This window comes from Dellaglioa sp. CoH-56-MRSF-10 (assembly GCF_056782175.1).
On sequence record NZ_JBXAYF010000001.1, the window covers coordinates 184202 to 209115 of the forward strand.

Annotated in this window: 19 protein-coding genes and 2 pseudogenes; 20 read left to right on the top strand and 1 reads right to left on the bottom strand. The window is 33.9% G+C overall.

The annotated features are described in order from the left end of the window. Positions 1–102 precede the first annotated feature (102 nt). The 7 genes from AC1RP4_RS00875 to dhaM all read left to right on the top strand — a co-directional run bounded on the left by AC1RP4_RS00875 (position 103) and on the right by dhaM (position 8162). Complete coding sequence (locus AC1RP4_RS00875; protein WP_481761000.1) at positions 103–1437, top strand: NCS2 family permease; 1335 nt, start codon at positions 103–105, stop codon at positions 1435–1437. A 28-nt stretch (positions 1438–1465) separates the two neighbouring features. Continuing rightward, positions 1466–3253, top strand: coding sequence for an adenine deaminase C-terminal domain-containing protein (locus AC1RP4_RS00880; protein WP_481760999.1), 1788 nt, complete (start codon positions 1466–1468; stop codon positions 3251–3253). A gap of 9 nt (positions 3254–3262) precedes the next feature. Beyond that, the gene (gene ade / locus AC1RP4_RS00885; RefSeq protein WP_481761144.1) at positions 3263–4996 is read left to right on the top strand and encodes an adenine deaminase; all 1734 of its coding nucleotides are present in this window, start codon (positions 3263–3265) and stop codon (positions 4994–4996) included. A gap of 162 nt (positions 4997–5158) precedes the next feature. After that, positions 5159–6022 (top strand): class II fructose-1,6-bisphosphate aldolase, encoded by an 864-nt coding sequence (fba, locus tag AC1RP4_RS00890; protein ID WP_481760998.1) that lies wholly within the window; start codon positions 5159–5161, stop codon positions 6020–6022. A 180-nt stretch (positions 6023–6202) separates the two neighbouring features. Continuing rightward, on the top strand, positions 6203–7198 hold the full coding sequence (gene dhaK / locus AC1RP4_RS00895; RefSeq protein ID WP_481760997.1) for a dihydroxyacetone kinase subunit DhaK: 996 nt from the start codon (positions 6203–6205) through the stop codon (positions 7196–7198). A gap of 14 nt (positions 7199–7212) precedes the next feature. Beyond that, the gene (gene dhaL / locus AC1RP4_RS00900; RefSeq protein WP_481760996.1) at positions 7213–7797 is read left to right on the top strand and encodes a dihydroxyacetone kinase subunit DhaL; all 585 of its coding nucleotides are present in this window, start codon (positions 7213–7215) and stop codon (positions 7795–7797) included. After that, positions 7794–8162 (top strand): dihydroxyacetone kinase phosphoryl donor subunit DhaM, encoded by a 369-nt coding sequence (dhaM, locus tag AC1RP4_RS00905; RefSeq protein ID WP_481760995.1) that lies wholly within the window; start codon positions 7794–7796, stop codon positions 8160–8162. The genes dhaL and dhaM overlap by 4 nt, the downstream gene beginning before the upstream one ends. A gap of 48 nt (positions 8163–8210) precedes the next feature. Here dhaM and AC1RP4_RS00910 read toward each other — a convergent pair whose 3' ends face one another. Next, positions 8211–8579 carry a DUF1304 domain-containing protein gene (locus AC1RP4_RS00910; RefSeq protein ID WP_409021750.1) on the bottom strand — a complete coding sequence of 123 codons (369 nt, stop codon included), beginning with the start codon at positions 8577–8579 and terminating at the stop codon, positions 8211–8213. Positions 8580–8753: 174 nt separating this feature from the next. Here AC1RP4_RS00910 and AC1RP4_RS00915 point away from each other — a divergent pair, with 174 nt between their 5' ends. From AC1RP4_RS00915 to AC1RP4_RS00975, 13 genes and pseudogenes are all read left to right on the top strand, one after another. Beyond that, a complete protein-coding gene (locus AC1RP4_RS00915) occupies positions 8754–9221 on the top strand; it encodes a DUF2798 domain-containing protein (RefSeq protein WP_481760994.1) in 468 nt (155 codons plus the stop codon). A 154-nt stretch (positions 9222–9375) separates the two neighbouring features. Then, positions 9376–10563, top strand: a complete 1188-nt coding sequence (locus AC1RP4_RS00920) for an iron-containing alcohol dehydrogenase (protein WP_481760993.1) — start codon at positions 9376–9378, stop codon at positions 10561–10563. A gap of 127 nt (positions 10564–10690) precedes the next feature. Further along, entirely contained in the window at positions 10691–11539 is an 849-nt protein-coding gene (locus AC1RP4_RS00925; RefSeq protein ID WP_481760992.1) for a YitT family protein, read from the top strand. Between the two features lie 11 nt (positions 11540–11550). Beyond that, positions 11551–12036: a methylated-DNA--[protein]-cysteine S-methyltransferase gene (locus AC1RP4_RS00930; protein ID WP_481760991.1), complete on the top strand. Its 486-nt coding sequence runs from the start codon at positions 11551–11553 to the stop codon at positions 12034–12036. A 456-nt stretch (positions 12037–12492) separates the two neighbouring features. Then, a complete protein-coding gene (locus AC1RP4_RS00935) occupies positions 12493–13362 on the top strand; it encodes a methylenetetrahydrofolate reductase (RefSeq protein ID WP_481762168.1) in 870 nt (289 codons plus the stop codon). A gap of 709 nt (positions 13363–14071) precedes the next feature. Beyond that, positions 14072–14413: pseudogene (locus tag AC1RP4_RS00940) on the top strand (helix-turn-helix domain-containing protein); the annotation flags it as partial. 18 nt (positions 14414–14431) lie between these two features. Then, a complete protein-coding gene (locus AC1RP4_RS00945; RefSeq protein ID WP_481761150.1) occupies positions 14432–15451 on the top strand; it encodes a hypothetical protein in 1020 nt (339 codons plus the stop codon). Further along, complete coding sequence (locus AC1RP4_RS00950; RefSeq protein WP_481760989.1) at positions 15451–16824, top strand: FAD-dependent oxidoreductase; 1374 nt, start codon at positions 15451–15453, stop codon at positions 16822–16824. The genes AC1RP4_RS00945 and AC1RP4_RS00950 overlap by 1 nt, the downstream gene beginning before the upstream one ends. Before the next feature lie 343 nt (positions 16825–17167). Continuing rightward, entirely contained in the window at positions 17168–19150 is a 1983-nt protein-coding gene (nagE, locus tag AC1RP4_RS00955) for an N-acetylglucosamine-specific PTS transporter subunit IIBC (RefSeq protein WP_481760988.1), read from the top strand. Positions 19151–19322: 172 nt separating this feature from the next. Continuing rightward, complete coding sequence (locus AC1RP4_RS00960; RefSeq protein ID WP_481760987.1) at positions 19323–21242, top strand: fructose-1,6-bisphosphatase; 1920 nt, start codon at positions 19323–19325, stop codon at positions 21240–21242. Between the two features lie 157 nt (positions 21243–21399). After that, positions 21400–24120: pseudogene (locus tag AC1RP4_RS00965) on the top strand (sigma-54-dependent transcriptional regulator). A 131-nt stretch (positions 24121–24251) separates the two neighbouring features. Next, positions 24252–24563 carry a PTS sugar transporter subunit IIB gene (locus AC1RP4_RS00970; RefSeq protein ID WP_409021738.1) on the top strand — a complete coding sequence of 104 codons (312 nt, stop codon included), beginning with the start codon at positions 24252–24254 and terminating at the stop codon, positions 24561–24563. Between the two features lie 22 nt (positions 24564–24585). Continuing rightward, a complete protein-coding gene (locus tag AC1RP4_RS00975; protein WP_481760986.1) occupies positions 24586–24903 on the top strand; it encodes a PTS lactose/cellobiose transporter subunit IIA in 318 nt (105 codons plus the stop codon). Positions 24904–24914: the final 11 nt, after the last annotated feature.

The window sequence follows — 24914 nt, forward strand, 5'->3', positions numbered from 1 at the left end:
AATAAATCTACAAAAGTGCGTATTTTGTATTGATTTTTTATTTAATTCGCGTAATATACTGTACATAATATAAAAAATCACAACATAGGGAGATTATATTGCATGAATAATACAGAGGGAAAATCAGGTATTTTTGATCGGTTATTTCATATTAATGAGTCAGGTTCAACGGTTAAACGTGAATCAATGGCTGGATTAACAACTTTCGTATCTATGGCTTATATATTATTCGTTAATCCTCAAGTTTTGGGCGCTGCGGGTATGGACAAAGGAGCTGTGTTTACAGCAACAGCAATATCTGCCGCGTTCGGTTGTTTCTTGATGGCATTCTTAGCTAATTATCCTATCGCAATTGCTCCAGGATTAGGTGACAATGCATTCTTTACTTATTCAGTTGTTATTGGAATGGGTATTCCATGGCAAACGGCAATGGCCGGTGTTGTGGTTGCCTCAATTATCTTTATGCTTATTACGTTCTTTAAAATTCGTGAAATTGTGATAGATGCAATTCCACATGACTTAAAATTAGCAATGGCCGCAGGTATTGGGTTGTTTATCGCTTTTGTTGGATTACAAGAAGGTGGACTTATCATTGGAAACCAATCAACATTGGTCGCGATTGGTTCACTAACGGTGCCAACTACATGGCTGACAATTTTTGGACTCGTTGTGATTGTTATCTTAATGGCTAAAAAAATTCCTGGCTCAATCTTTATTGGAATGGTTGCGACAACTATTTTAGGGTTAGTTATGGGACTTATCAAATTACCAACACATATTATTTCTTCTGTTCCAAGTTTGGCACCAACATTTGGAGTAGGGGTTGAAAATTTACATAAAATTAACTCACTTCAACTTTGGTCTGTTGTTTTAATATTCTTGATGGTAGCCTTTTTCGATACGGCGGGAACTTTAATCGGGTTAGCTACTCAAGCAGGATTTATGAAAAATAATAAAATGCCACGAGTTGGTCGCGCGTTATTATCTGATTCTGCTTCAATGTTAGCCGGATCTGTTCTGGGAACAACACCAACTGCTGCTTATGTTGAATCATCAGCTGGAATTGCAGTTGGGGGAAGAACTGGACTGACATCATTAGTTGTCGGGTTTATGTTCGTTCTAAGTTTATTCTTTTCACCACTTCTGACAGTTGTGACATCACAAGTGACGGCGCCCGTTTTAATCGTTGTTGGTATTTTAATGGCACAATCATTAAAGGGTATTGATTGGGGTCGATTTGAAGTAGCAGTACCAGCATTTTTAATGGTTGTCGGAATGCCTTTAACTTACAACATCTCGTATGGTATTGCCTTTGGTTTCGTATTATACCCAATTACAATGATGGCAGCAGGTCGTAGAAAAGAAATCGGGCCTGTAATGTATATCTTGTTCTTTGTATTCCTATTCTTACTTTACGTATTAAATATTCTTCAATAACATATAAAATTGATGGGTGGATAACTAAATGACACAGACGTTAGCACAGTTAAAAGACTATATTTCTGCAGGTGCAGCAAAAATTCCTGCAGATTTAGTAATCGAAAATGGCAAGTTAGTTAATGTTATGACAAGTGAGATTTATCAAGCAAATGTAGCTATCTATAAAGAGAAAATTGTTGCGATAGGTAATATTGAAGCTTATATCGGCAATGATACGGAACATATAGATGCAACTGGAAAGTATATAACGCCAGGATTAATTGACGGACATATTCACGTTGAATGTAGCAAAATGAGTATGACAAGTTTTGCTAATGCTGTTGTACCTTTTGGAACAACGAGTATTATTTCTGGTTTAGATGAAACAATATCAGTTGCCGGACTAGAAGGTGTTCAAGAAGTTTTTAAAGAGGTAGAAAAATTACCGCTTAATTTATTTTGGGGTGCACCATATAAGACACCATATACAATTCCAAAATCAACAATTGCTTTTAACATCGATTCAGATGTTCAAGAAACAATTCAAAAATGGACAGAATGTTACGGTATCTGGGAAACGGTTAGAGAAGCTGTTGAAACACAAGATGAAGATACGTTAAAAACGTTGGTTCACGCACAAAATAATCACCAACCCATTTTCGGTTGTGCACCAATGGCAACCGGATTGAAATTGAATGAGTATTTAGCAAGTGGTGTTCGCTTAGATCATGAAAGTTATAGTCATGAGGAGCTTGTTGAAAAAGCACGGAATGGGATGAATATTTTAATCAGGGAATCATCCGTTACACATTTCTTGGCAGAAAATATTCGAGCAGTTACTGAAGTTAATCCAGCAATTGCACGACATGTTAGTTTCTGTACAGATGATGTAACTGCATCTGATATTTTACAAAAAGGACATCTTGATAACCTTGTTAAATTAGCTATTCAAGCAGGTGTAGAACCAATTACAGCAATTCAAATGGCAACAATAAATAGTGCTGAAGCTTATCGAATTGATGATCAAGTTGGGTCTGTATCGCCAGGAAGACTTGCTGACATATTGATTGTTGATCAGCCAAGTTCATTTAATGTAGAAATGGTTATTAGTCGGGGCAAAGTTGTTGCCAAAAATAAAAAAATAAGTGAAATGTTGATTGCACCAATCAGAAGTAATTTATTTAAAGGCCAGTTGAAGCATGAGTTAACCTCTGAAAAAGATTTTGAATATAAAGTTAATGAAAAAGTAGGAATGGCAACTGTCCAAACAATTAATAGTCAGGGTGCTTTTGTTCGAAAAAGAAAAGATGTTGAATTAACGATAGAAAATAATATCGTACAACCTAGTCCAGAAAAAGATGTCGCTTTAGTTTCTGTATTAGAACGATTTGGTAAAAATGGAAATCAGGCACTTGGATTTACATCTGGATGGGGCTTGAAAAAAGGGGCAATGGCATCATCTTCTGCACCTGATGATAATAATATTGTCGTTATGGGTGTCAATGCAAATGATATGTCGATTGCTACAAATGAATTAATTAAAGCAGGCGGTGGTCAAATTGTTGTTATTGATGGAAAAATTATTTCATTTTTAGCATTACCTGTGGGTGGTATCATGAGCGACTTATTACCAAGTGAAATTGAAACTGGCGAAATTGCGCTAAGAAAAGGGTCAAATTTAATGGGTAGTGATTTACCTGATCCAATATTTTATATGTCATTTTTACCAATTACGGCAATTCCAGATTTGGCAATTACTGATTTAGGCATGGTAGATTGTGTCGCTTTAGAAATAGTTGATCCAATTATTAAGATATCATCTCTTAAAGGATAAGGAGTTATGATGGAAAAAGAAAATTTAAAGAAGTTAATTGATGTTGCTGCTGGCCGAATTCCTGCTGATTTAGTCTTAACTAATGGCAAAATTATTGATGTTTATAATGCACAGGTAATGACTGGGGATGTCGCAATTGTTGATGGCCTTATTGCTGGAATCGGTGGCCAATATGATGGGGATAAGACGGTTGATGTTCATGGTCAATATATTTCACCAGGATTTATTGATCCACATATTCATATAGAATCTGCCTACGTTGGACCAGAAGAGTTTGGCCGTTTAATAACGCCGCATGGGACAACAACGGTCATGGCAGATCCACATGAAATTGTGAATGTAGCGGGCCTAGTTGGACTCGACTATATGATTAATGCAGCTAAAGAAACAGCCCTTAATATCCAATACATGCTGCCTTCATGCGTTCCAGCAACAAAAATGGAAAATTCTGGAGCGGTTATTTCGGCCAAAGACATGATTAAACCACTCACGAATAATGAGACAAGTGGCTTAGCTGAATTTATGGATTTCCCTGGTGTGATTAATGCTGAGAGTGATATTTTAGATAAATTACTGGTCGCAAAAAATTTAAATAAACGAATTGATGGGCATAGTCCTCAAGTTTATGACAAAGATTTAAATGCCTATATTGCCGCAGGAATTCAAAATGATCATGAATGCTCAACCCTTGAAGAAATGCAAAATCGATTAAGCCGTGGTATGTACGTCTTCCTACGTGAAGGATCTGTCACGCATAATTTAAGAACACTATTAAAAGGTGTCACAACCACTAATTCTAGAAGGGCCATTCTATGTGGAGATGATGTCCAAGCGAAAACAATTATTGAAAAGGGTCATTTAGATAATAGTTTGAAAATTTGTATCGAAGAAGGTATAGATCCTTTAGTTGCCATTCAAATGGCGACACTTAATACCGCTGAGTGTTGTGAGCTTAAAGATAGAGGTGCTATTGCACCTGGACTTAGAGCAGACTTAACAATTATTAGTGATTTAACGGATATGCTAATTTCAAGTGTCTATATTGCTGGTGAAAAAGTTGCTGAAGAGGGAAAATATTTACTAGAAACTAAAAGCTATACAATTGATAGTGTCCAATCGTCAGTCCATTTAGCTAACTTTAGTCAAGAAAAATTAGTTCTGCCTCTAACAAGTAATAGAGTTCATGCAATTGAAGTAATTCCTAACGAAGCAATTACAATAGATAGAGAAATTAATGTTAGTCGTGATGAACTAGGTAATTTTATCTACGATTCAAGTATTCCAGTTTCTAAAATTTCAGTTATTGAACGGCACCATGAAACGGGAAATATTTTCACGGGTGTCTTGAAAGATTACGGTATTAAACATGGGGCAATTGCTATTTCTATTGCACATGATTCACATAATTTAATTACAACAGGAACTAATGATCAAGATATGGCGTTGGCAATTGAGACTTTGAAAGATATTCAAGGTGGGATGGTCCTGACAAAAGATAACAAAGTTTTAATATCAATTCCATTGCCAATTGGCGGATTGATGAGTGACCAATCTGGAGAATGGATATCAGAACAGCTTGAACTATTTAATAAAGTTGCTTATAGAGAGCTCGGCATTAATGATACGGTGGATCCTGTGATGACATTAAGCTTTATGTCGTTAGCGGTGATACCGGAATTGAAAATAACTGATATGGGTTTAATTAATATCAATGAATTTAAATTTGAAGATGTTAGTGTGTAAGTCTGTTAAATCAATGATGAACGGTTGCCTTTATATTAAAATTATTGATAATTAGTTTTATTTAAAAAATGAAAGTTTTATCTGATGATTAAATGTGCTAAAATGTACCTGTATTAAAAAATGCAATACAGACGTATTGTAATTTATCTAGGAGGACTTCAAATGTCATTAGTAAATGGTACAAGTATGTTTAACGCTGCTCGTGAAGGTCATTACGCTGTTGGTGCTTTTAACACAAACAACTTAGAATGGACTCGCGGTATTCTTGCTGCAGCCCAAGAAAAAGGTGTTCCAGTTTTAATCCAAACATCAATGGGTGCTGCAAAATATATGGGTGGATATGAATTAGCTTTACACCTTGTTCAAGACACTATTAAATCAATGGGTATCACTGTTCCCGTTGTTATGCATTTAGATCATGGTGATTTTGAAGCTGCTAAAGAATGTATCGAAGTTGGTTACAACTCAGTTATGTTTGATGGTCATGATTTACCATTTGCAGAAAACTTAGAAAAAACAAAAGAAATCGTTGCTTTAGCACATGCTAAAGGTATCTCAGTTGAAGCAGAAGTTGGTTCAATTGGTGGAGAAGAAGATGGAATTGTCGGAGCTGGTGAATTAGCTGACGTTAACGAAGCTAAAGAACTTGCTGCAACAGGAATCGACTACTTAGCTTGTGGAATTGGTAATATTCATGGCCAATACCCAGCTAACTGGACTGGTTTAAACTTCGATCGCTTAGCTGAATTAGCTGCTGTAATCGAACAACCACTTGTATTACATGGTGGTTCAGGTATTCCTAAAGACCAAATCCAAAAAGCTATTAAAATGGGTGTTTCAAAAATCAACGTTAATACTGAATGTCAATTAGTATTCGCTGCTGCTACTCGTAAATATATTGAAGAAGGTAAAGACCAACAAGGTAAAGGTTATGACCCTCGTAAATTATTTGCACCAGGTACAAAAGCAATCACTGATCTTGTTGAAGATCGTATTGAATGGTTCGGTACAAGCGCAGCTAAATAATTTATTATTTAGTTCTTTCAAAAAGAGTTTTCAAAATCGTTATGATTTTGGAAACTCTTTTTTTGTGTCTTGAGAATTGAATGGTCATGGAATTATTAATAAAAGCTAGTTTAATTGGTTATTTGTAAACGTTTGCAATATAATGGAGAAGTACCTAAAACAGACAGAAAAGGGGATACTATGAAAAAAATAATTAATGATCCAAAAAATATTGTAAGTGAAATGGTTAATGGGTTAGTTAAGGCTTATCCACAATACCTACGTAAAATTGATAGTACGGAAGCTATGGTTAGAAGTGATGTGGCATCGATGGAAGATAAAGTTGGACTCATTAGTGGTGGTGGAAGTGGACATGAACCTGCCCATGCTGGTTTTGTAGGTCCCGGTATGTTGTCAGGTGCAGTTGCTGGACAAGTTTTTACTTCACCCACGCCAGACCAAATTTATGAAGCAATCAAAGCTGCTAATCACGGTAAAGGTGTTTTCTGTATTGTGAAAAATTACTCCGGCGATGTCATGAATTTTGATATGGCCAAAGAATTTGCTGAAATAGATGAAATTAAAGTGAAATCAATTGTTGTAGATGATGATATTGCAGTTGAAGATAGTCTATATACACAAGGAAAACGTGGTGTTGCGGGAACAGTGTTCATGCATAAAATATTGGGTGCTGCTGCAGATCAAGGAGCTACATTAGATGAAATAGATGAACTTGCTAAAAAAGTGATGCCAAATATTAAAACAATTGCGATTGCATTGAGTGGTGCGACCGTCCCAGAAGTTGGTAAACCAGGATTTGAACTTGCAGATGATGAAGTTGAATATGGCGTAGGAATTCATGGTGAACCCGGATATCGTCGTGAAAAATTAAAACCTTCTAAGGAATTGGTTGAAGAGTTACTAAGTAAACTAAAAGTTGCATTTGATATGAAATCTGATGATAAATATGCCGTTTTAGTTAACGGATTAGGAGCAACACCGTTAATGGAACAATATATTTTTATGAACGATACGCTTGATCAATTAAATAATAAAAAAGTCGATGTCGCATTTACAAAGGTCGGTAATTATATGACATCATTAGATATGGCTGGAATTTCTTTGACATTATTTAAAATTGAAGATGATAAATGGCTTTCTTATTTAAATTATACGGTAGATACAATCGCTTGGTAAGAGGAGATAATAAAATGCTAACAATTGAAAATACAACAGAATGGTTCCAGATTTTTTCAGAGAAAATAAGTGAAAATAAAGCTTATTTGAGTGAGCTAGATACACCAATTGGTGATGGAGACCACGGAAATAATATGGCTCGTGGTGCCGAAACAATTCAAGATTTATTAAAAAATCAAAAATTTGAATCCTTATCAGACTTATTTAAAAGTGTCGCAATGGCCTTTATTAAATCTGTTGGTGGTGCTTCTGGGCCACTTTATGGAACGGCTTTTATTGAAATGTCTAAATTAAGTAAAGAAACAAATGATCCAGCTAAATTAATAGCTGCGGGACTAGATGGTATTAAAAGACGCGGTGATTCAGATGTTGGAGCTAAAACCATGATTGATGTTTGGAATCCAGTTTTAGGGGATATTAAAATGAAGCAAATAACAGTTGAAAAAATACAAGCAGATGTTGAAGCAACCAAAGAGCTTGTTGCAACAAAGGGACGTGCATCATATCTCGGAGAACGTTCTGTCGGTCATGTTGATCCAGGAGCTATGTCGAGTGGCTATTTATTTGAGGCATTACTGGAAACGGGGGTGCTAGTATGACATATGGGGTTGTAATTGTATCGCATGTTCCTGAAATTGCAGAAGGTATCAAGCGACTATTAGATCAAGTTGCAGCAAGTGTCTCAATCACAACAGCTGGTGGGACTGATGATAACGGAGTTGGTACATCATTTGATAAAATCCAAGCAGCTTTTGACGAAAATAGTGCCGATGAGTTGTTAGCTTTTTATGATTTAGGAAGTGCTAAGATGAATTTAAATATGGTCATGGAATTCACAGATAAAAAAGTTCATCTGTACGATACAGCTTTAATCGAAAGTGCTTATACTGCTGCATCTCTTTTAGAGGCTGATGTTAAATTAGCTGATATTGAGGTTCAACTTGAAGCGTTAAAAATTAAATAGCGTAAAAAAATAACGTTAATCTTAATGATTAACGTTATTTTAGTTAGTCTATAAAGCTAAAGTAATTGCGATAAAGGCCAGTAATGCAGGTAATCCTTGTACTAAAATTATTTTTTTTGCAGATGTTAAACTACCAAAAACAGCAGCAATAAAAACAAATCCTGTAAAAAGCAACAACATTGATTTAAGCGCAGCACCAGTTAGAATGAAAAGTACAATCATTAGACCGATACTAATAAAACCATTGTATAGCCCTTGATTAGCCATTAATACTTTTGATTCTTTCTGATTTAAAAATTCTGGTCTTAATTCAAAGGCTTTTTGAGCGATTGAACTAGTTGAGAAAAATAGTTCAAGAATCATAATAAATAAGTGTTCAAGTGCAACAATCCAAGATAATATAAGTGCAATTAACATAGAAATCTCCCCTTAATCGTTATGGATATAGTATAACGTAATGTAATTGGTAGCACAATCAATCGATTTAATCGCTTACAATGAGAATGCTTTAATATTCAAAAAAAAGACTTATGACAGTGAGTTATTTTGTGTAACATTATATTTTATTAAAGTTATTAAGGAGAATGATATATGCCAACAAATGCAAAAGAAGGAATTATTTTTACAACATTAATGTGCTCGATGATGGTTTTCGTTATGAGTGCATACAATTTATTATTAGTCGGAAAACTAGGTCTTGTGACGTTATTACTTGGATTCATTCCTGGTTTTATTGTTGCTTTTATCTTAGATGTTTTAGTTGTCGGTAAAATTGCGATGGCAATTGCTGATAAGTTACCTCTTAATCATGATAAAATGTGGCAAATGATTCTCGCAATCTCAGGAATGATGATTTGTGGAATGGTCGCTTTTATGTCACTTTATGGGTTACTTATTGAAGGTGGTATGCCTGCTCATTTCTGGTCTGCTTATCTTTCTACTGTTGGACACAATATTATTGTTGCGGTACCGTTACAACTAATTATTGTTGGACCAATTTCAAGAAAAATTTTAAGCATGATTCATGCAAAAGATGAAGCTAAAAGAGTCACACAATAATCGTTTATATTTATAGAAGATTCACCAGTAAAATGGTGAATCTTCTTTTAGTAAAGGCTTGTATTGGAATGACATCGCCTAAAGGGGTTATAATGTAGTTGTTCATTTGAAATAACTTTGACTATAACTTCAAAATACAAAGGAGATTATATTTATGAAAGATTTTCAATTTAAAAATACAACTGATATTCGATTTGGTTCAGATCGTATCGAAACAGAATTACATGATGCGGTTGCACAATTTGGTCCCAATGTATTATTAACATATGGTGGTGGATCAATTAAACGTTCAGGTTTATATGACAAAGTAAAGAAAATTTTGAGTGATTTAAATGTTGTTGAATTAGCAGGAATCGAACCAAACCCTAAAGTGGGTTCAGTTCGTGAAGGTCAAAAGTTAGCTAAAGAAAATAAAATTGATGTTATTTTAGCTGTCGGTGGTGGTTCTGTTGTTGATGCTTCAAAAATGATTGCTTCAGCAGCATTTTATGAAGGAGATCCTTGGGATTTATCATTAGACCCCTCAAAACGTTTCAAAATTGATCAATTACCTTTTGTCGATATTTTAACGTTAGCAGCTACTGGTACTGAAATGAATGCTGGATCAGTTATCTCAAATCCAGAAACAAATGAAAAAATAGGTAGTTTTGGTCCCAAAACACCAGCTGTTTCATTCTTGGATCCAGCATTAACAATGAGTGTTTCAAAATGGCAGACTGCTGCTGGTTCAATTGATATTTTCTCTCATTTGACAGAGCAATACTTTGATAAAGAAAAAAATAATGATGTTTCTGACGGTATGATTGAAGGTATCATGCGAACAGTTATTAAATGGGCACCAATTGCAGTTGCGGAACCTGATAACTATGATGCTCGTGCTAATTTAATGTGGTCATCAACAATGGCATTAAATGGTATTATGCGATTAGGTTATCAAGATGGCTGGACATCCCATTCTATTGAACATGAGTTATCAGCGTACTACGATATTACTCATGGTGTTGGGCTAGGTATTATAACACCTCGTTGGATGAAATTCGTTTTATCTGCGGATACGGTTTCTAAGTTTGCTAAATTTGGTCGCAATGTTTGGCATATTCAAGATGATGATGACCAAGTCGTTGCTGATAAAGCTATTCAATCAGTTTATGACTGGGTTAAATCGTTAGGTGTACCAACAACGTTACCCGGTGTTGACATCAATGAAGAAACAAACTTTAAAGTAATGGCTGAATCAGCTGTTAGAGTTGGAAAATTAGATAGTGCTGTTTATGTTGATATGTCAGTAAATGATGTTATTGATTTATACAAAGCTTCAATGACAACTGAAAGTTTCGAATAAAGTAGTAAAAGCATCTCTGTTTAGAGATGCTTTTTTTGTGCCATAAATCGAAAATTTGTTTTATGATATAAAATTCGGTATGCTAAATAGTAAGGGGTTACAAATTTAGAACAGAAAGAGGGCCTTTATGATAAATAGGATGAAACCACAAGTTATTCAATTTTTATTAATGTTAATTGGGTTAGAAATGATTGCAATAAGTATTAATTTTTTCTACGCACCACAAGAAGTTGCGGTTGGTGGTGCAACTGGTATTGCAATCCTTTTAGAAACAGCTTTTAATTGGAACGTTTCGATTGTATTATTGAGCATTAACATGGCGCTATTGATCTTGGCTTATTTTATGTTAGAGCGTTCAACGACTAAAAAAATTATGATTGGTAGTTTTGTATTACCGTTATTTTTAGCGATTACGCCTCAAATAAATATTGTCGAGGATAGATTATTAGCTGTTATTGTCGGTGGCGCAGTTTTTGCGGTGGGAATATCAATTCTCTATCGAATTGATGCATCCAGTGGTGGAACAACGGTTCCACCACTAATAATCAAAAAATATTTCAATATTAAACCTGCAACCAGTCTATTAATAATTGATGGTATTGTGTGTTTTTTCAATATATTTGTCTCGGGTTCTGAAGCATTTATTTTAGCGATTTTTTCTTTAATAATCACGTATTTAATTATGAATTATATTGAAACGGGATTGGACCGTAAAAAAGTTTTATATGTGATGAGTACAGAAGAGGGATTAAAAAAATTAAAAGAAGATATTAATACAACTATAGATAGAGGTCTAACAATCTTTGATGCTAAAGGTGGTTATTCAGGTGAAAGCAAAGAAATGTTGATGATTATTGTTGAAAATCAAAATTATCAACAAATGTTAAATAAGGTGCATACGATTGATCCAAATGCATTTATCATCGTATATAATATCGCAGAAGTTCATGGCGCAAATTTGTCTGGGATTGAATAGGAGATTTTGACATGTACTTAATGAATTGGTTTAATGGCACGGATTATTTTTGGCTAGGGATGACTGATAAAGGATTGAGTTTTGTTGGGTCGCCTAATGGGTTAAGAAGTGAAATTGAAATATTTTATCCAAGAACTAAATTCGAAGAGAATGACAAGATTTTTAAAAGTATAATTGAAGAACTACAAGCCTATTTTGACCATGAAATTCAAAAATTTACGATCCCCGTTGATTTTAATTTGAGTGGGACGATGCTGCAAAAAGAAATTTGGGGACAACTTCAACTTATTCCATACGGTGAAACGAGAACGTATTCTGAGTTAGCTTTAGAAGTTGATTATCCTAAAGCAATTCGCGCTGTTGCTAGTGCAGTTGGTCGTAATCCTATATTAATTGTAATACCTTGTCATCGTATTTTAAGAAAAGATGGCAGCTTAGGGGGTTATCGCGGTGGGATTAATATGAAAAAGCAACTACTAGAAATAGAACGCAAATAAAAAACCGACATTACAAGGGGAGGCAATGTCGGAAAAGGGTAAGGGTGATTAACTTCGGGGAAAGTTGATCATCTTATTTAATTTATTCGGGGAAATAAATTAAAATTAAAAGTTATTAATTAAGGTATGAAGTTATTCTAACAAGTAAATGTGAAGAAAATATGACGTTAAAAAGAAAAACTATAAATGTAAAAAAAACACCACTACTTTTAAAAGTAGTGGTGAGAAAATACTAATCTATTCGAGACTCTGGGGGGAGTAGGTTAGATCTAGATGAAAAATTAAACTAAAATATAATCGTATTTTTTTATAGTAGAATTAAGTTACACACAAAGTATCTTGTGTGTATATTTATAGTATACGGCTTTATTTATTAAAACATAGGCATGTGACAGTTTTGTTAGTTTACAATTAACATTGTAAGGTGATATGAAATTTGATTTGGAGGAAGGTATTTTGAATTTTATAGAGAAAGTGAAAATGACCAAAACGGTTTTAGTTGAGTGGAATACGCCAAGCACGCTTAATCTGGATAATTTTTTTAAAGGTGCTAGCGCACTAATGAAATTAGATATTGACGCATTATCAATTACGGATAATCCTTTAGGGATGCCCCGCGTTTCAAATATATTATTGGGATATAAACTTAGTGAAAAACAGATTCCAGTAATCCTACATTTAACAACACGGGATTACAACTTAGTCGGATTAGAATCTAAATTAATGGGATTAAGTGCTGTTGGTTTAAATAATTTAATGATTATTAAAGGGAATCCTACAAAAATACAAGGTGCCACAAATGTCTATGATTTAACATCGCAACAATTAATTACAACAATTAAAAAAATGAATCAAGGAATATCGCCATCTAATCGTGAATTAAATAGTAAATCACAATTTAAAGTTGGTGGGGCATTTAATATTAATGCGATAAATTTAGATTTTGAATTTGAAGATATTAATCGAAAAATTCATTCAGGAGTAGATTATATTATCACGCAACCGGTATTTGATATGACAAATGTTCAGCGATTAAAAGATTGGATCACCATTAATGAAGTGGCTATACCTATTTTTATCAGTGTAATGCCGATACTTTCATTTGAGCGTGCTCAATTTATTCAAGATAACGTTCAGGGTATTGAACTACCAAATAAGTTTATGGCAGAATTGAAACAAGCGGCGTTGCAAAATGATGAACGTAAGGTCGGTATTGCAGCTTCGCAAAATTTAATTGAATCGTTATCAAACCTTTTTAATGGTGTTCATATAGTGACGCCAGGTTCAGACTATCAAGCAATCATTGAAATTATGCAAGGCCAATAAAAAAAATCCACTACCTGGGAGAGGTAATGGATTAAAAGGAGTAGGGATAATTAATATTCGGGAAGAAATTAATTATCATTTTAATTTGTTTGGGAGAACAAATTAAAGTTAAAAGTTATTTAATTAAGGTATGTTTATATAATAACAAGTAATTATGAAGAAAGTGTGACGAAATTATGTTAAATAAAAGAGAATAAAGAAGTTAGGTATATTTAGCGTATAAGCATTGATAAAGTTAGGTTTTGAAAGAGTAAATACTTATTTTTAGGCAAAAAAAAACGACATCGTAACATAAGTTACAGTGTCGAAAAGGGTAAAACAGTCAAAATCAATTGGGGGATTGATTTTGGTATTCAGTCCTTGGGGGAGGTACTGAATAAGTTTTATTGATTAGGTTACTCATTTAATATAACAAGTATATACCGAAAATGCAAGGGGTAAATTAAATAAAATTAAAAATAAAATTATTAATACCAATTTATCACTTTTCGCGGTAACATATTAATAGAATTAAATTAAATTGGCCTTTTTAATCGTATTGGGTAAGTGGTCAAGTGAAGCTGGGGATTTTTTTATGTATATGGAAGATTTTTTAGATGGGCAGGAAAGAACTTTTAACCAAATACTAGAACTATTACAAACACATGGTGGTTATTTAAGTAAGAAAAAATTAATGGAATTACTCCAAATATCTGGTAATTCTTTACGAATGTACCTAAAAAATATTGAAATAACGCTTGAGGAAGCTACCGCTTCAGGTCATGTTCATTTTGAAGTGAGCGCTAATAACGTTGAATTTGAAGTAGATGGTACGACAAATTTATCGAATATTAGTACTGATTTTTTAAGAGAATCGTATAAATACAAAATAATAATGTATTTGTATGCGAATGAAACATTGAATTTAATTGATCTTGAGAACGAATTACATATCAGTGGGTCGTCAATAACAAGGTGAATTAAAGAATTAAATGAAACGTTAGCAGGATTTGATCTAAAAATTAAAAATCGACGATTAGTTGGGACTAAAATTCAACTGAATTATTTTTATTACCTTTTTTTCATTAGGGTGGTTCCATTCACTGATCGCGAAGAACTCTTATCTAGAAATGAGACGATTAACGATTACGTTAATGTTTTAGATGAACAATATGACTTAGGATGGAAAGACGACGAGAAACTTAGAGTTTTTCTATGGCTTAAAATTTATATTCGAATTAATTCATATAAAGAGCAACATGTTCAGACATTAACGCCTATTTCTCGTGAATTAATCAAAAATAATCTCGCATACAGTAAAGTTAAATTAAGTCTTTTTAGATTTTTAAAAAAATATTCACTTTCCTTTTCTGAAGAAGATGCTGTTGGGTTCTATTACTTTTTAATTGGATTTGATTTAATTAAAAACGATTCTGAATTATATGTTCAAATTAAAGATGACGATATTGATAAAAAAACACCCATCAATAGTGCAATTAGTCTTTTTTGGAGTGATATTGAGAAATATACTTACTTCAAACGGGATTCAAAAATTTCTTATAATTTATTTAATTCATACAGCAAATTAGCCATATTTAAAGGTGAAAGTTTTAGTTATAATCGAACAATTATGGAATTTAATCGTAAATCATTAGAACGAGAAGACTTTTCGCAGATCATTCAAAAATTATTGACGGCGTATCAATCTGTTACACAGTTCGATGGCTTAAATTCGCCAGATGATTTATATTATCTACAAAATCAGTATTTATATATCTTGAATATTTTAAACTTCGAGTTTGATGACGTTTTAAAAATTGGCTTATTAATTAATCGTGATCCAATTATGGAAAAACTAACCGTAATCATTATGGAACGTGTTTTAAGCAGCGTTTTAAACGCTCAAGTAGAAATTTATCAAGAAGGTAAAGAATATGATTTAATTGTGACAAATAGGATGGGTGTTAACCAAGATCAATTTAATTCACCATTATATGTGATGTCAGAAATTGGTGTTAGTTCAGATCAAGTTATTACTGATGTCGTAAATGAAATTTTAGAAATTGATAAGGTTAGAAAAATTAACACGCAAAGCTTGGAGGAAAAATAATGAAGTATGTCATTATCGGCGGAACGCACGCAGGGATAGCTGCCGCTAGAACAATTTCAAAATCAGATCCAAATGCCGAAGTAATTATTATGGAAATGAAAGATAGCGTTAGCTATATCTCATCTGGAATTAATTTGTTATTTGATGGGGTTATTGATAACTTAGAAGAAGCGAGTTATGCGACACCTGCTGCGTTAGAGTCTGAAGGTATTAAATTGATGCTTGGTACTGAAGTGTTGCACGTTAGTACGGAGGATAAACGTTTATACTTTGTTAATGCAGATAAACAATACAGTTACAGCAACTATGACAAATTAATTTTAGCTAATGGGTCTAAGGTTGTTAAACCACATATTAAAGGGATAGATAATGAAAATGTTGTTTTTTATAAAAATTTAGAAGAATCAAAAAAGGCTATGGAACAGTTGTGCCCAACTAATAGGCGTATTTTAATTGTTGGTGCAGGATTAGTGGGGCTTGCATTAGCTAGCTCAATTTATGAGGGACGTAAAGGCGAAAAAGTTGATGTTACAGTAGTTGAAGCTATGGGAGGTGTTTTGACACGGTACGTAGATCAAGAAATTGGTAATCGGATAATTGATGATTTAAGAGAAAAAGGGATAAAGATTGTATTAAAAAATGATGTTCATGCTATTAATGTGGATGAGAATAACAAAATAGTTAGCGTTTCGACAACTGACCAAGAAATCGCCTGTGATTTAGTCGTTTTTTCGGTTGGATTAAAACCTAACAATGATTTTTTGAGAGACGCTGTTGAACTTAATCAAAATAATACCATTAAAATCAATGATTACATGCAGACAAGTGATAAAGACATCTATGCAGCAGGTGATAATGCCGGATTTAAACAAACTGTCAGCCAACGTCGAGAGTATCAACCTCTTGTTAATAACGCTATTAAAGGTGCAATTGTGGCGGCGTATAACTGTACGGGTCTATTTAGTCCTGTTAAAGTTGAAACGACGCAAGGAACAGCGGGGATGAACTTATTCGGTCATTATTTAGCAACGACAGGTGTCACTGAAGAAAACGCACCATATATCGGATTGGATGTTCTATCCAATACAATTGAAAATAAGATTCAATATGATTACGTTAAAAATGGTTCCAAAATACTTATAAAAGTTGTGTACAGGAAAGATACTGAAGTCATTGTTGGTGCACAAATTTATTCGAAACATGATATTTTAGATATGATTAATATCATGTCAGTAGCTATTAATATGCAAATGACGATGGCTAAATTATCATCAATGGATTTTTATTTTAATCCTGAATACAATAAAGCGTTAAATACTTTAAATGAAGTTGCCCTTACGAGAAGGACAAAAGACCGTCATATCAGTAAATAAGCTGTAAATGTCAAAATTTGCGAGTTAACCCTCAAATATTAATATTTTTTATGGGGAATTACATGGCATAATAAGTCTTGTAAATAAATGATTCAAAGAGTTTATTGATTAGGACACAGAATATCGAAGAGAAAATTTAGTGTGGGGACGCTTGTTTTCTAAAAAGTTGGTTGCTTAATATAATTAAGCAACTTTTTTTTTGTCTAAAAAATAAAATTGGTATAGATGTTTAATTTATTTTCTAAAGCCTTGTATACACGTTTTTCACTTGATTTGTATTTGATTTGAATTTTTTTGGTCTAACCTGTATGATAGTTTTTATAAGAAAAAAAGGGGATAAAAAATGAAAAGTTATTTACAGAGAATGGGACGTTCGTTAATGTTGCCTATCGCAGTACTACCGGCAGCAGCATTACTGGTTGGAATTGGAACTTGGTTGCCACAAGATTGGTTTGCGGCGGCATTTATGCAGGCCGGCGGAAACGCAATTCTAGGTAATCTAGCATTATTATTTGCTGCTGGTTTAGCTTTAGGAATGTCGACTAACAAGGATGGCGCAGCTGCGTTAGCTGGTGTTGTTGCATTTGAAATTCCAGTTAAAATGTTGGAACCGACTTCGGTTGCGGCTTTATTAGGAGTAAAAGTAACAGATGTTGATCCTGCATTTAGTTCTATCAGTAGTAATGTGTTTATTGGGATTATTGCCGGATTAATTGCGGCAGCAATGTATAATCGTTTCCATAGTGTGAAGTTACCAATGGCTATTTCATTCTTTAGTGGGAAACGATTAGTACCCATTATGTCAGCATTGGTAATGATTTTTGTTACCTTAGCTTTATTATTTGCATGGCCAGTTGTTTATGCTTGGTTAGTTGCATTTGGTAAGTTTATGGTTGGACTTGGATGGGTTGGAGCTGGTTTATACGGATTCTTCAACCGGCTTTTAATTCCAACCGGATTACATCAAGCGTTGAATTCAGTATTTTGGTTCGACGTTGCTAAAATTAATGATATCGGGAACTTTTGGAGTAATACAGGAATTAAAGGAACTACAGGTATGTACATGGCAGGATTTTTCCCAATCATGATGTTTGGGCTACCAGCTGGTGCGTATGCCATTTATCGAAATGCTTTACCTGAACGTAAAAAAGAAGTTGGCTCATTGATGCTAGCTGGTGCATTTGCATCATTTTTCACAGGCGTGAGTGAACCTTTAGAATTTTCATTTATGTTCGTTGCATGGCCTTTATACGTCATTCATGCGGCATTAACCGGGTTATCTTTAGCTTTTGCCGCATTTATGCACTGGACAGCTGGATTTACATTTAGTGCGGGCTTAGTTGATTACGTCTTGAGTATACGTGTACCAATGGCTAATATGCCACTAATGCTGTTGGTACAAGGTGTTGTGATGGCAATTATTTATTACACACTATTCAATTTTGCCATTAAGAAATTTAACTTAATGACACCAGGTCGCGAACCAATTACTGAAGATATTCAACTATCGCCTGAATTAGGGGATGACAAATATGCACGACAAGCTCAAATTGTTTACGCTGCTATTGGTGGTAAAGATAATTTAACAGTCGTTGATAATTGTACAACCCGTCTTCGTCTACAAGTTAAAGATACAAGCCATATTAATGAAGATGCACTTAAAGCATCAGGTGCTGCTGGGTTTAAAGTTATCGATAAAACAAATATTCAAGTCGTTATTGGAACTGAAGTTCAATTTGTTGCTGACGAGCTTGGTAAGTTATATGAGTCAAAGGCTGATTCTATTTCATTAAGTAATGAAAAGTTACAGGCTGAGACGGATAAATCAAGCGCTACAGCTAATCATAATGATTCAACGGTTATTGGTAGTGAAACGTTTTATACGGTTGCAGAGGGCGAATTAATGTCTATTTCGGATGTTAAAGATGCTACCTTTGCTGAAAAAATGTTGGGTGATGGTTATGCAGTCGAACCAGCTAATGGCGAAATTTATACACCGGTTGCTGGTAAAGTAGCAAGTATCTTTCCAACGAAACATGCAATTAGTATCACGACTGAAACGGGATTAGAAGTCCTATTACACATGGGAATTGATACCGTTCAATTAGAAGGTAAACCTTTTGAAGTGACTATTTCTGAAGGCGAAACTCTTAAACCAGGTGACTTAGTTGCGCGAGTTGATTTAAACGCAATTAAAGCTGCTGGTAAGGAAACAACGATGATGGTCGTTTTAACGAATATGGATAAAGTGTCTAATATAACGTTTGATCATTTGAATGAGACAGTTAAAGCCAATGAAGTTTCGGCAATTGTTCAAACTAAATAAGAATAAATGAAGCAGGCCAAAACTTTTGGTCTGCTTTTTTGGTATAGGTAGCTGGTTTATAAAAAAGCTTATATATAATAATATGACTCATTTAATAAGTTGTAATTGGTATTGGCAAACCGGCATGGTATAGTGACTGTAAGCGCATCATAAAATGAAGGAGGCCATTTAAATGAATCCCTATTATTTAACGTTATTGGAAAAAAGATTTCCGACTAAACAAAGTATTGTCACTGAAATTATTAATTTAGAGGCCATTCTTAATCTACCCAAAGGAACGGAGCATTTTGTTAGTGATGTTCACGGTGAATATAACGCATTTCAACATGTTTTAAGAAATGGTTCAGGAAATGTTAAACAAAAAATTCAAGAAATTTTTGAAGGCCGTTTGACTGAAGAGAGTATACAGGACTTTGCAATCTTAATTTATTATCCAGAAGAAAAACTAATTGCTAAAAAACAACAATTCACTTCACAACCTGAATTGGAGCAGTGGTATTTAGATACCATTGCCAGAATGATAGAGTTGTTACAAAAGACAGCAACAAAATATTCCCGTTCGAAGGTACGAAAGGCACTATCACCTGATTTTATGTATATAACAGAGGAATTATTATATAGTAATTCCAATGAACTTGATCAAAAAGATTATTATAATCGTATAATAGAAAATTTAATTAAATTAAATCAAGCAGAAGCATTTTTAACGGCTACAGCGTATACGATTCAAAGGTTAATCGTTGACCATTTACACGTAATTGGGGATATTTTTGATCGTGGTCCTGCGCCAGATAAAATTATGAAGACACTTCTTGATTATCATTCAGTTGACATTCAATGGGGAAATCATGATATTTTATGGTTAGGTGGTGCTGCTGGCTCGCCTTTATGTATCGCTAATTTATTGCGAATTTGTGCTAGATATAATAATTTAGCTATTGTTGAAGATGCATATGGGATTAATTTACGCCATTTAGCAACATTTGCCGATAAAACGTATCAAGATAATCCAGCATTTTCACCGAAAGTTAATTCAGCACAAGAAAAAATCAAAGAAGACGAACGACTTTTAATGACCAAAATACACCAGGCAATCGCTATTATTCAATTTAAATTAGAAGGACAGATTATTAAAAGACGTCCTGATTTTGATATGGCAAATCGTGCGATTTTAGAAAAGATTTGGAACAAAGGGTCAAAAATAGAAATCGATGGGAAACATTATTCACTACAAGATACTTGTTTTCAAACAGTTGATTGGGCAGATCCGTATAAATTAACAGATGATGAGTCAGAAATAATGGATAAATTAGTAGAATCATTTATCCATGCGACTAAATTACGAGAACATCTAGATTTTATGATGGCACGTGGTAGTATGTTTAAACGATATAATGGGAACTTGTTAGTTCACGGCTGTATTCCAGTTACACAAGAAGGTAAATTGGAGGGCTTTGAGCTAAAAGGGAAAGCATATGCAGGACCAGAATTATTAGCTTTTTTTGAAGATAATTTACGTAAAAGCTATGCTAAACCTAAAAAATCTACTGACCTTGAAACTGATTTACTTTGGTATTTATGGCAAGGACCCAAATCGCCTTTATTTGGGAAACATGCGATGAAAACTTTTGAACGTTACTTTATTAATGATGAAGAAGTTCAAGTTGAGATACCAAATGCGTATTACAAATTACGACATGATGAAGCATTTTGTCGTCATATATTAGAAGAATTCGGGCTTAATCCAGATAACGGTAAAATAATTAATGGGCATACACCAGTTAAGCGTGGGCACAAGCCGGTTATGGCCAATAAAAAGATGATTGTGATTGATGGTGGTTTCTCAAAAGCTTACCAATCAACTACTGGAATTGGTGGATATACGCTGCTCTCTAATTCATATGGCTTACAATTAGTTGCTCACCAACCCTTTACGTCTAAGTGGGATTCAATTGAAAATGGGACAGATATTATTTCAGTGAAACGAATTATTGATAGTGAAGTTAAAAGACAAACAATTGCTGAAACTGATATGGGAAAAGAACTTGCTAGTCGTGTTGTAGAATTAAAAAAATATTTACAGAGTAAATAAAAAATCTTACTGAAAAGTAAGATTTTTTATTTAGGTTATGATTTTCTGTGTAAAAGGAGAAAAGTAAGCCAGCAAATATTAGTGTGTAAATGTAAAAAAGATTGCGGTATACTAGTGGTAAGCGTTTTCTTTTAGCGTGTAAGGGAGTAGTGATAACTTGGGAGATCGAAAAAATGATATTTATAATCTTTTAAAAAATAAGGAAATAGCGATGGATGCGACACAGATTGCAGACGAGCTTAATTGCAATCGCGCAAATGTGAGTCGTTATTTGAATGATTTATATAAAAATGGTGACGTTACAAAAAGTGATGGGCGCCCTGTTCTCTATCAGTGGGCATCACTTGAAGAAAAAGAAACACGTCAAAAAGAAATTAATGATAAAAGTGTTAAAGAGATGAGTTTCAAAAAGTTAATCGGGTCTAATGATTCATTAAAGGTTATGATCCAACAAGCCGAAGCAGCCATTTTATATCCACCAAGAGGACTACACACAATTATTTTTGGTGAAACGGGAACGGGTAAATCTTTGTTTGCTGAATGTATGTATCAGTTTGCATTAGAATCAGAAATGGTGAAGGCTGATGCGCCTTTTATCCGGTTTAATTGTGCGGATTATGCGAATAATCCACAGTTACTTTTTGCGCATATATTTGGTGTTAAAAAAGGGGCCTACACAGGTGCTGATCAAGATAAAAAAGGATTAATGGATAAAGCTAACGGTGGTATTTTATTCTTAGATGAAATTCATCGATTACCTCCTGAGGGACAAGAAATGCTCTTTACCTTTATTGATAAGGGGTTTTATCGGCCTTTAGGAGAGTCTTCAATTACTAAAGAAGCGAGTGTACAGATTATTGGGGCAACGACTGAAACGTCAGAAAATTTTTTGAGCACATTTAATCGACGTATTCCAATGGCAATTACATTACCGCCTATCTCAAAACGAACAATTGATGAACGTTATGGGATAGTCATGAATTTTTTTGAACAAGAAGTCGGTAGATTGAGCCAAGATATTATTGTTGAGCGAGATGCGATGCTTGCATTAATGTTATACGAGCCTGAAGCAAATATTGGTCAAATTCAGAGGGATATTAAAGTTGTTTGTGCAAAGGCCTTCTTGTATTTTAGAACGCATGAAACGGCTTCGTTATATATCAGATTAAAAGACTTACCATTGAATGTTCAAAAAGGACGTTTGGAAGGTAAATCCAAATATAAAAAAATTGATGTCTTAATGGAACGTTTAGCGAAACGAACAAATGAAAAAAATACAAAAGTTGTGACTTTTAAAAATAGCGAAACGGTAGAAAAAAACGATCAAAAACCAACGGTTTATGAAACAATTGATAAAAAAGTGAGTGAAACTGATAAACAGAATTTTAAATCACTAAATCTTAAAACGTTAATCGATTCAGATGATAAAGGTTATTTTAAAGATTACATTGAACAATTATCGGGTGAAGGCGTTCGAAAAGAGTTACTACCAGATGATATTTGGACGGTTACCAATGAAGTTTATGACTTAGCCCAGAATAAATTAGGGCAAAAATATAATGAAAATGCACGATTTGCATTTGGATTACACCTTGTTAGTGCTATTGAAAGAATCAGGAAAAATGTCGCAATTATTCATCCTGATTTAAATAATTTACGACAAAAAAATCCAAAAGCCTTTCGTGTTGCACTGGAAATGGCAGATAAAATTGAACATGAATTTGATATTGAAATTCCATTAGATGAAATTGGATTTATTACAATGTTTTTGAGCTCTGATTTAAGTGTTAAGAAACAACAAAATGAAATTAAAGTCGGTATCATCGTGCTAATGCACGGGGCATCAACGGCTTCTTCTATGTTACAGACAGCACAAGAATTACTTGGTACAACAAAGGGAAAAGCAATTAATATGCCACTTGATGTAAATGTTTCGGAAATTTATGATCAAGTACGAGATTATGTACTGGATAGTCAGGAACAATTGAAAAAAGGGTTATTACTTTTAACTGACATGGGCTCTTTAACTAGTTTTGCATCAATGTTAGGTGAAGAAACAGGGATTAATATTCGAGCTGTTTCAATGACGAGTACGTTAGTTGTGCTTGAATCATTAAGAATTGCGATTGCCGGTCGTGAACTAGAAGATATTTACGCAAATGCACAACATATTTTTGAATCGTCTGTAAAAGAGCAGTTTTTCCATATGCATCCTAGGAAAAAAGCAGTTATCGTAGCTTGTTTTACCGGCGAAGGTGTCGCCGCAAGATTATATGATCGTATTATGCCAATTGTAAACGAAGACGAAGTTAAAGTAATTCGGATGCAATATTTAGAAAAAGATGCATTTAAAAAGCACATTAATACATTAATGCGCGATTATGATGTGAAGGCAATTGTTGGTACCGTCGAGGTTTCTTACCAAAGAGTGCCATTCTTTTCTGCTTTAGATATCTTTAATGATGAAACCTTACAAGTTTTGCAGCGGATGTTGTCTGATAACGACTTAACGCGAGAAACAATTAATGCATTGGAAGGTAGTATTAATTCAGTTAATTCTGTCCCAGATTTAATTCATACTATTCAAACCATGATTATTAAAATTTAATCAGATTTACAGATTGTTCTTGATCCAGAGATTATCGTAGGGATCATGATGCATCTAGCATTTCTAGTAGATTCAAGATTGAAAAATCAATCAATTAAACCGTTTAAGAATGTCCAAGAATTTTCAGCTGAGAATCATTTACAGATGGAAATAGTTAAAACGGCCCTGATTATTGTTGAAAAAATGTATAATATTAAGATTTCAGATGATGAAGTTGCCTATATTGTCCAAATTTTTATGGGTAATACGTTGAATAAAGTCAGTGTGTAATAGTGACTAGTAGTGTGCAAATAAAATAAAAGACCATCGAAAGCGCTTTCTTAAAGCCTTTTCGATGGTCTTTATTTTTGGCATGGAACTTGCGTATATAAGAGTATAAATAGAAAAAGGAGTGGCAAATTATGAAAACGATTATGTTAGTTTGTTCAGCGGGTATGAGTACAAGTTTATTGGTGTCAAAAATGCAAAAGGCTGCAGAAGCAGAGAACTATGATTCAGAAATCTTTGCAGTTGGTGCTTCAGAGGCAGATTCAATGCTTGAATCAAAACCAGTTGATATTTTAATGTTAGGCCCACAAGTTCGTTTTATGAAAGATGAATTTGAAAAAAAGGTTGCTGACAAAAATATTCCGGTAGAAGTTATCAATATGCAAGATTACGGCATGATGAATGGCGAAAAAGTTCTTGCAACAGCTAAAAGCTTAATTAAATAAAAAATAAAAGGGGTAATCAGATATGAACGAAAATGATGCACAAATGCAAACAATCATGGGGCTGATTGTTAATGGTGGAAACGCTAAAAGTGATTCTATGGAAGCAATTCACGCCGCTAAAAAAGGCGATTTTGAAACCGCAGCTGCTAAGTTAGCTGATGCTGACAAATCACTCATTGAAGCACATCATTCTCAAACAGCCATGTTAACGCAAGAAGCTTCAGGGGATCCGGTACCAGTTAGTTTATTAATGGTTCATGGACAAGATCATTTAATGAATGCGATTACATTTAGAGACTTAGCTGGTGAGGTAGTAGATCTATACAAAAAAATAGGATAAGTACTAAACTT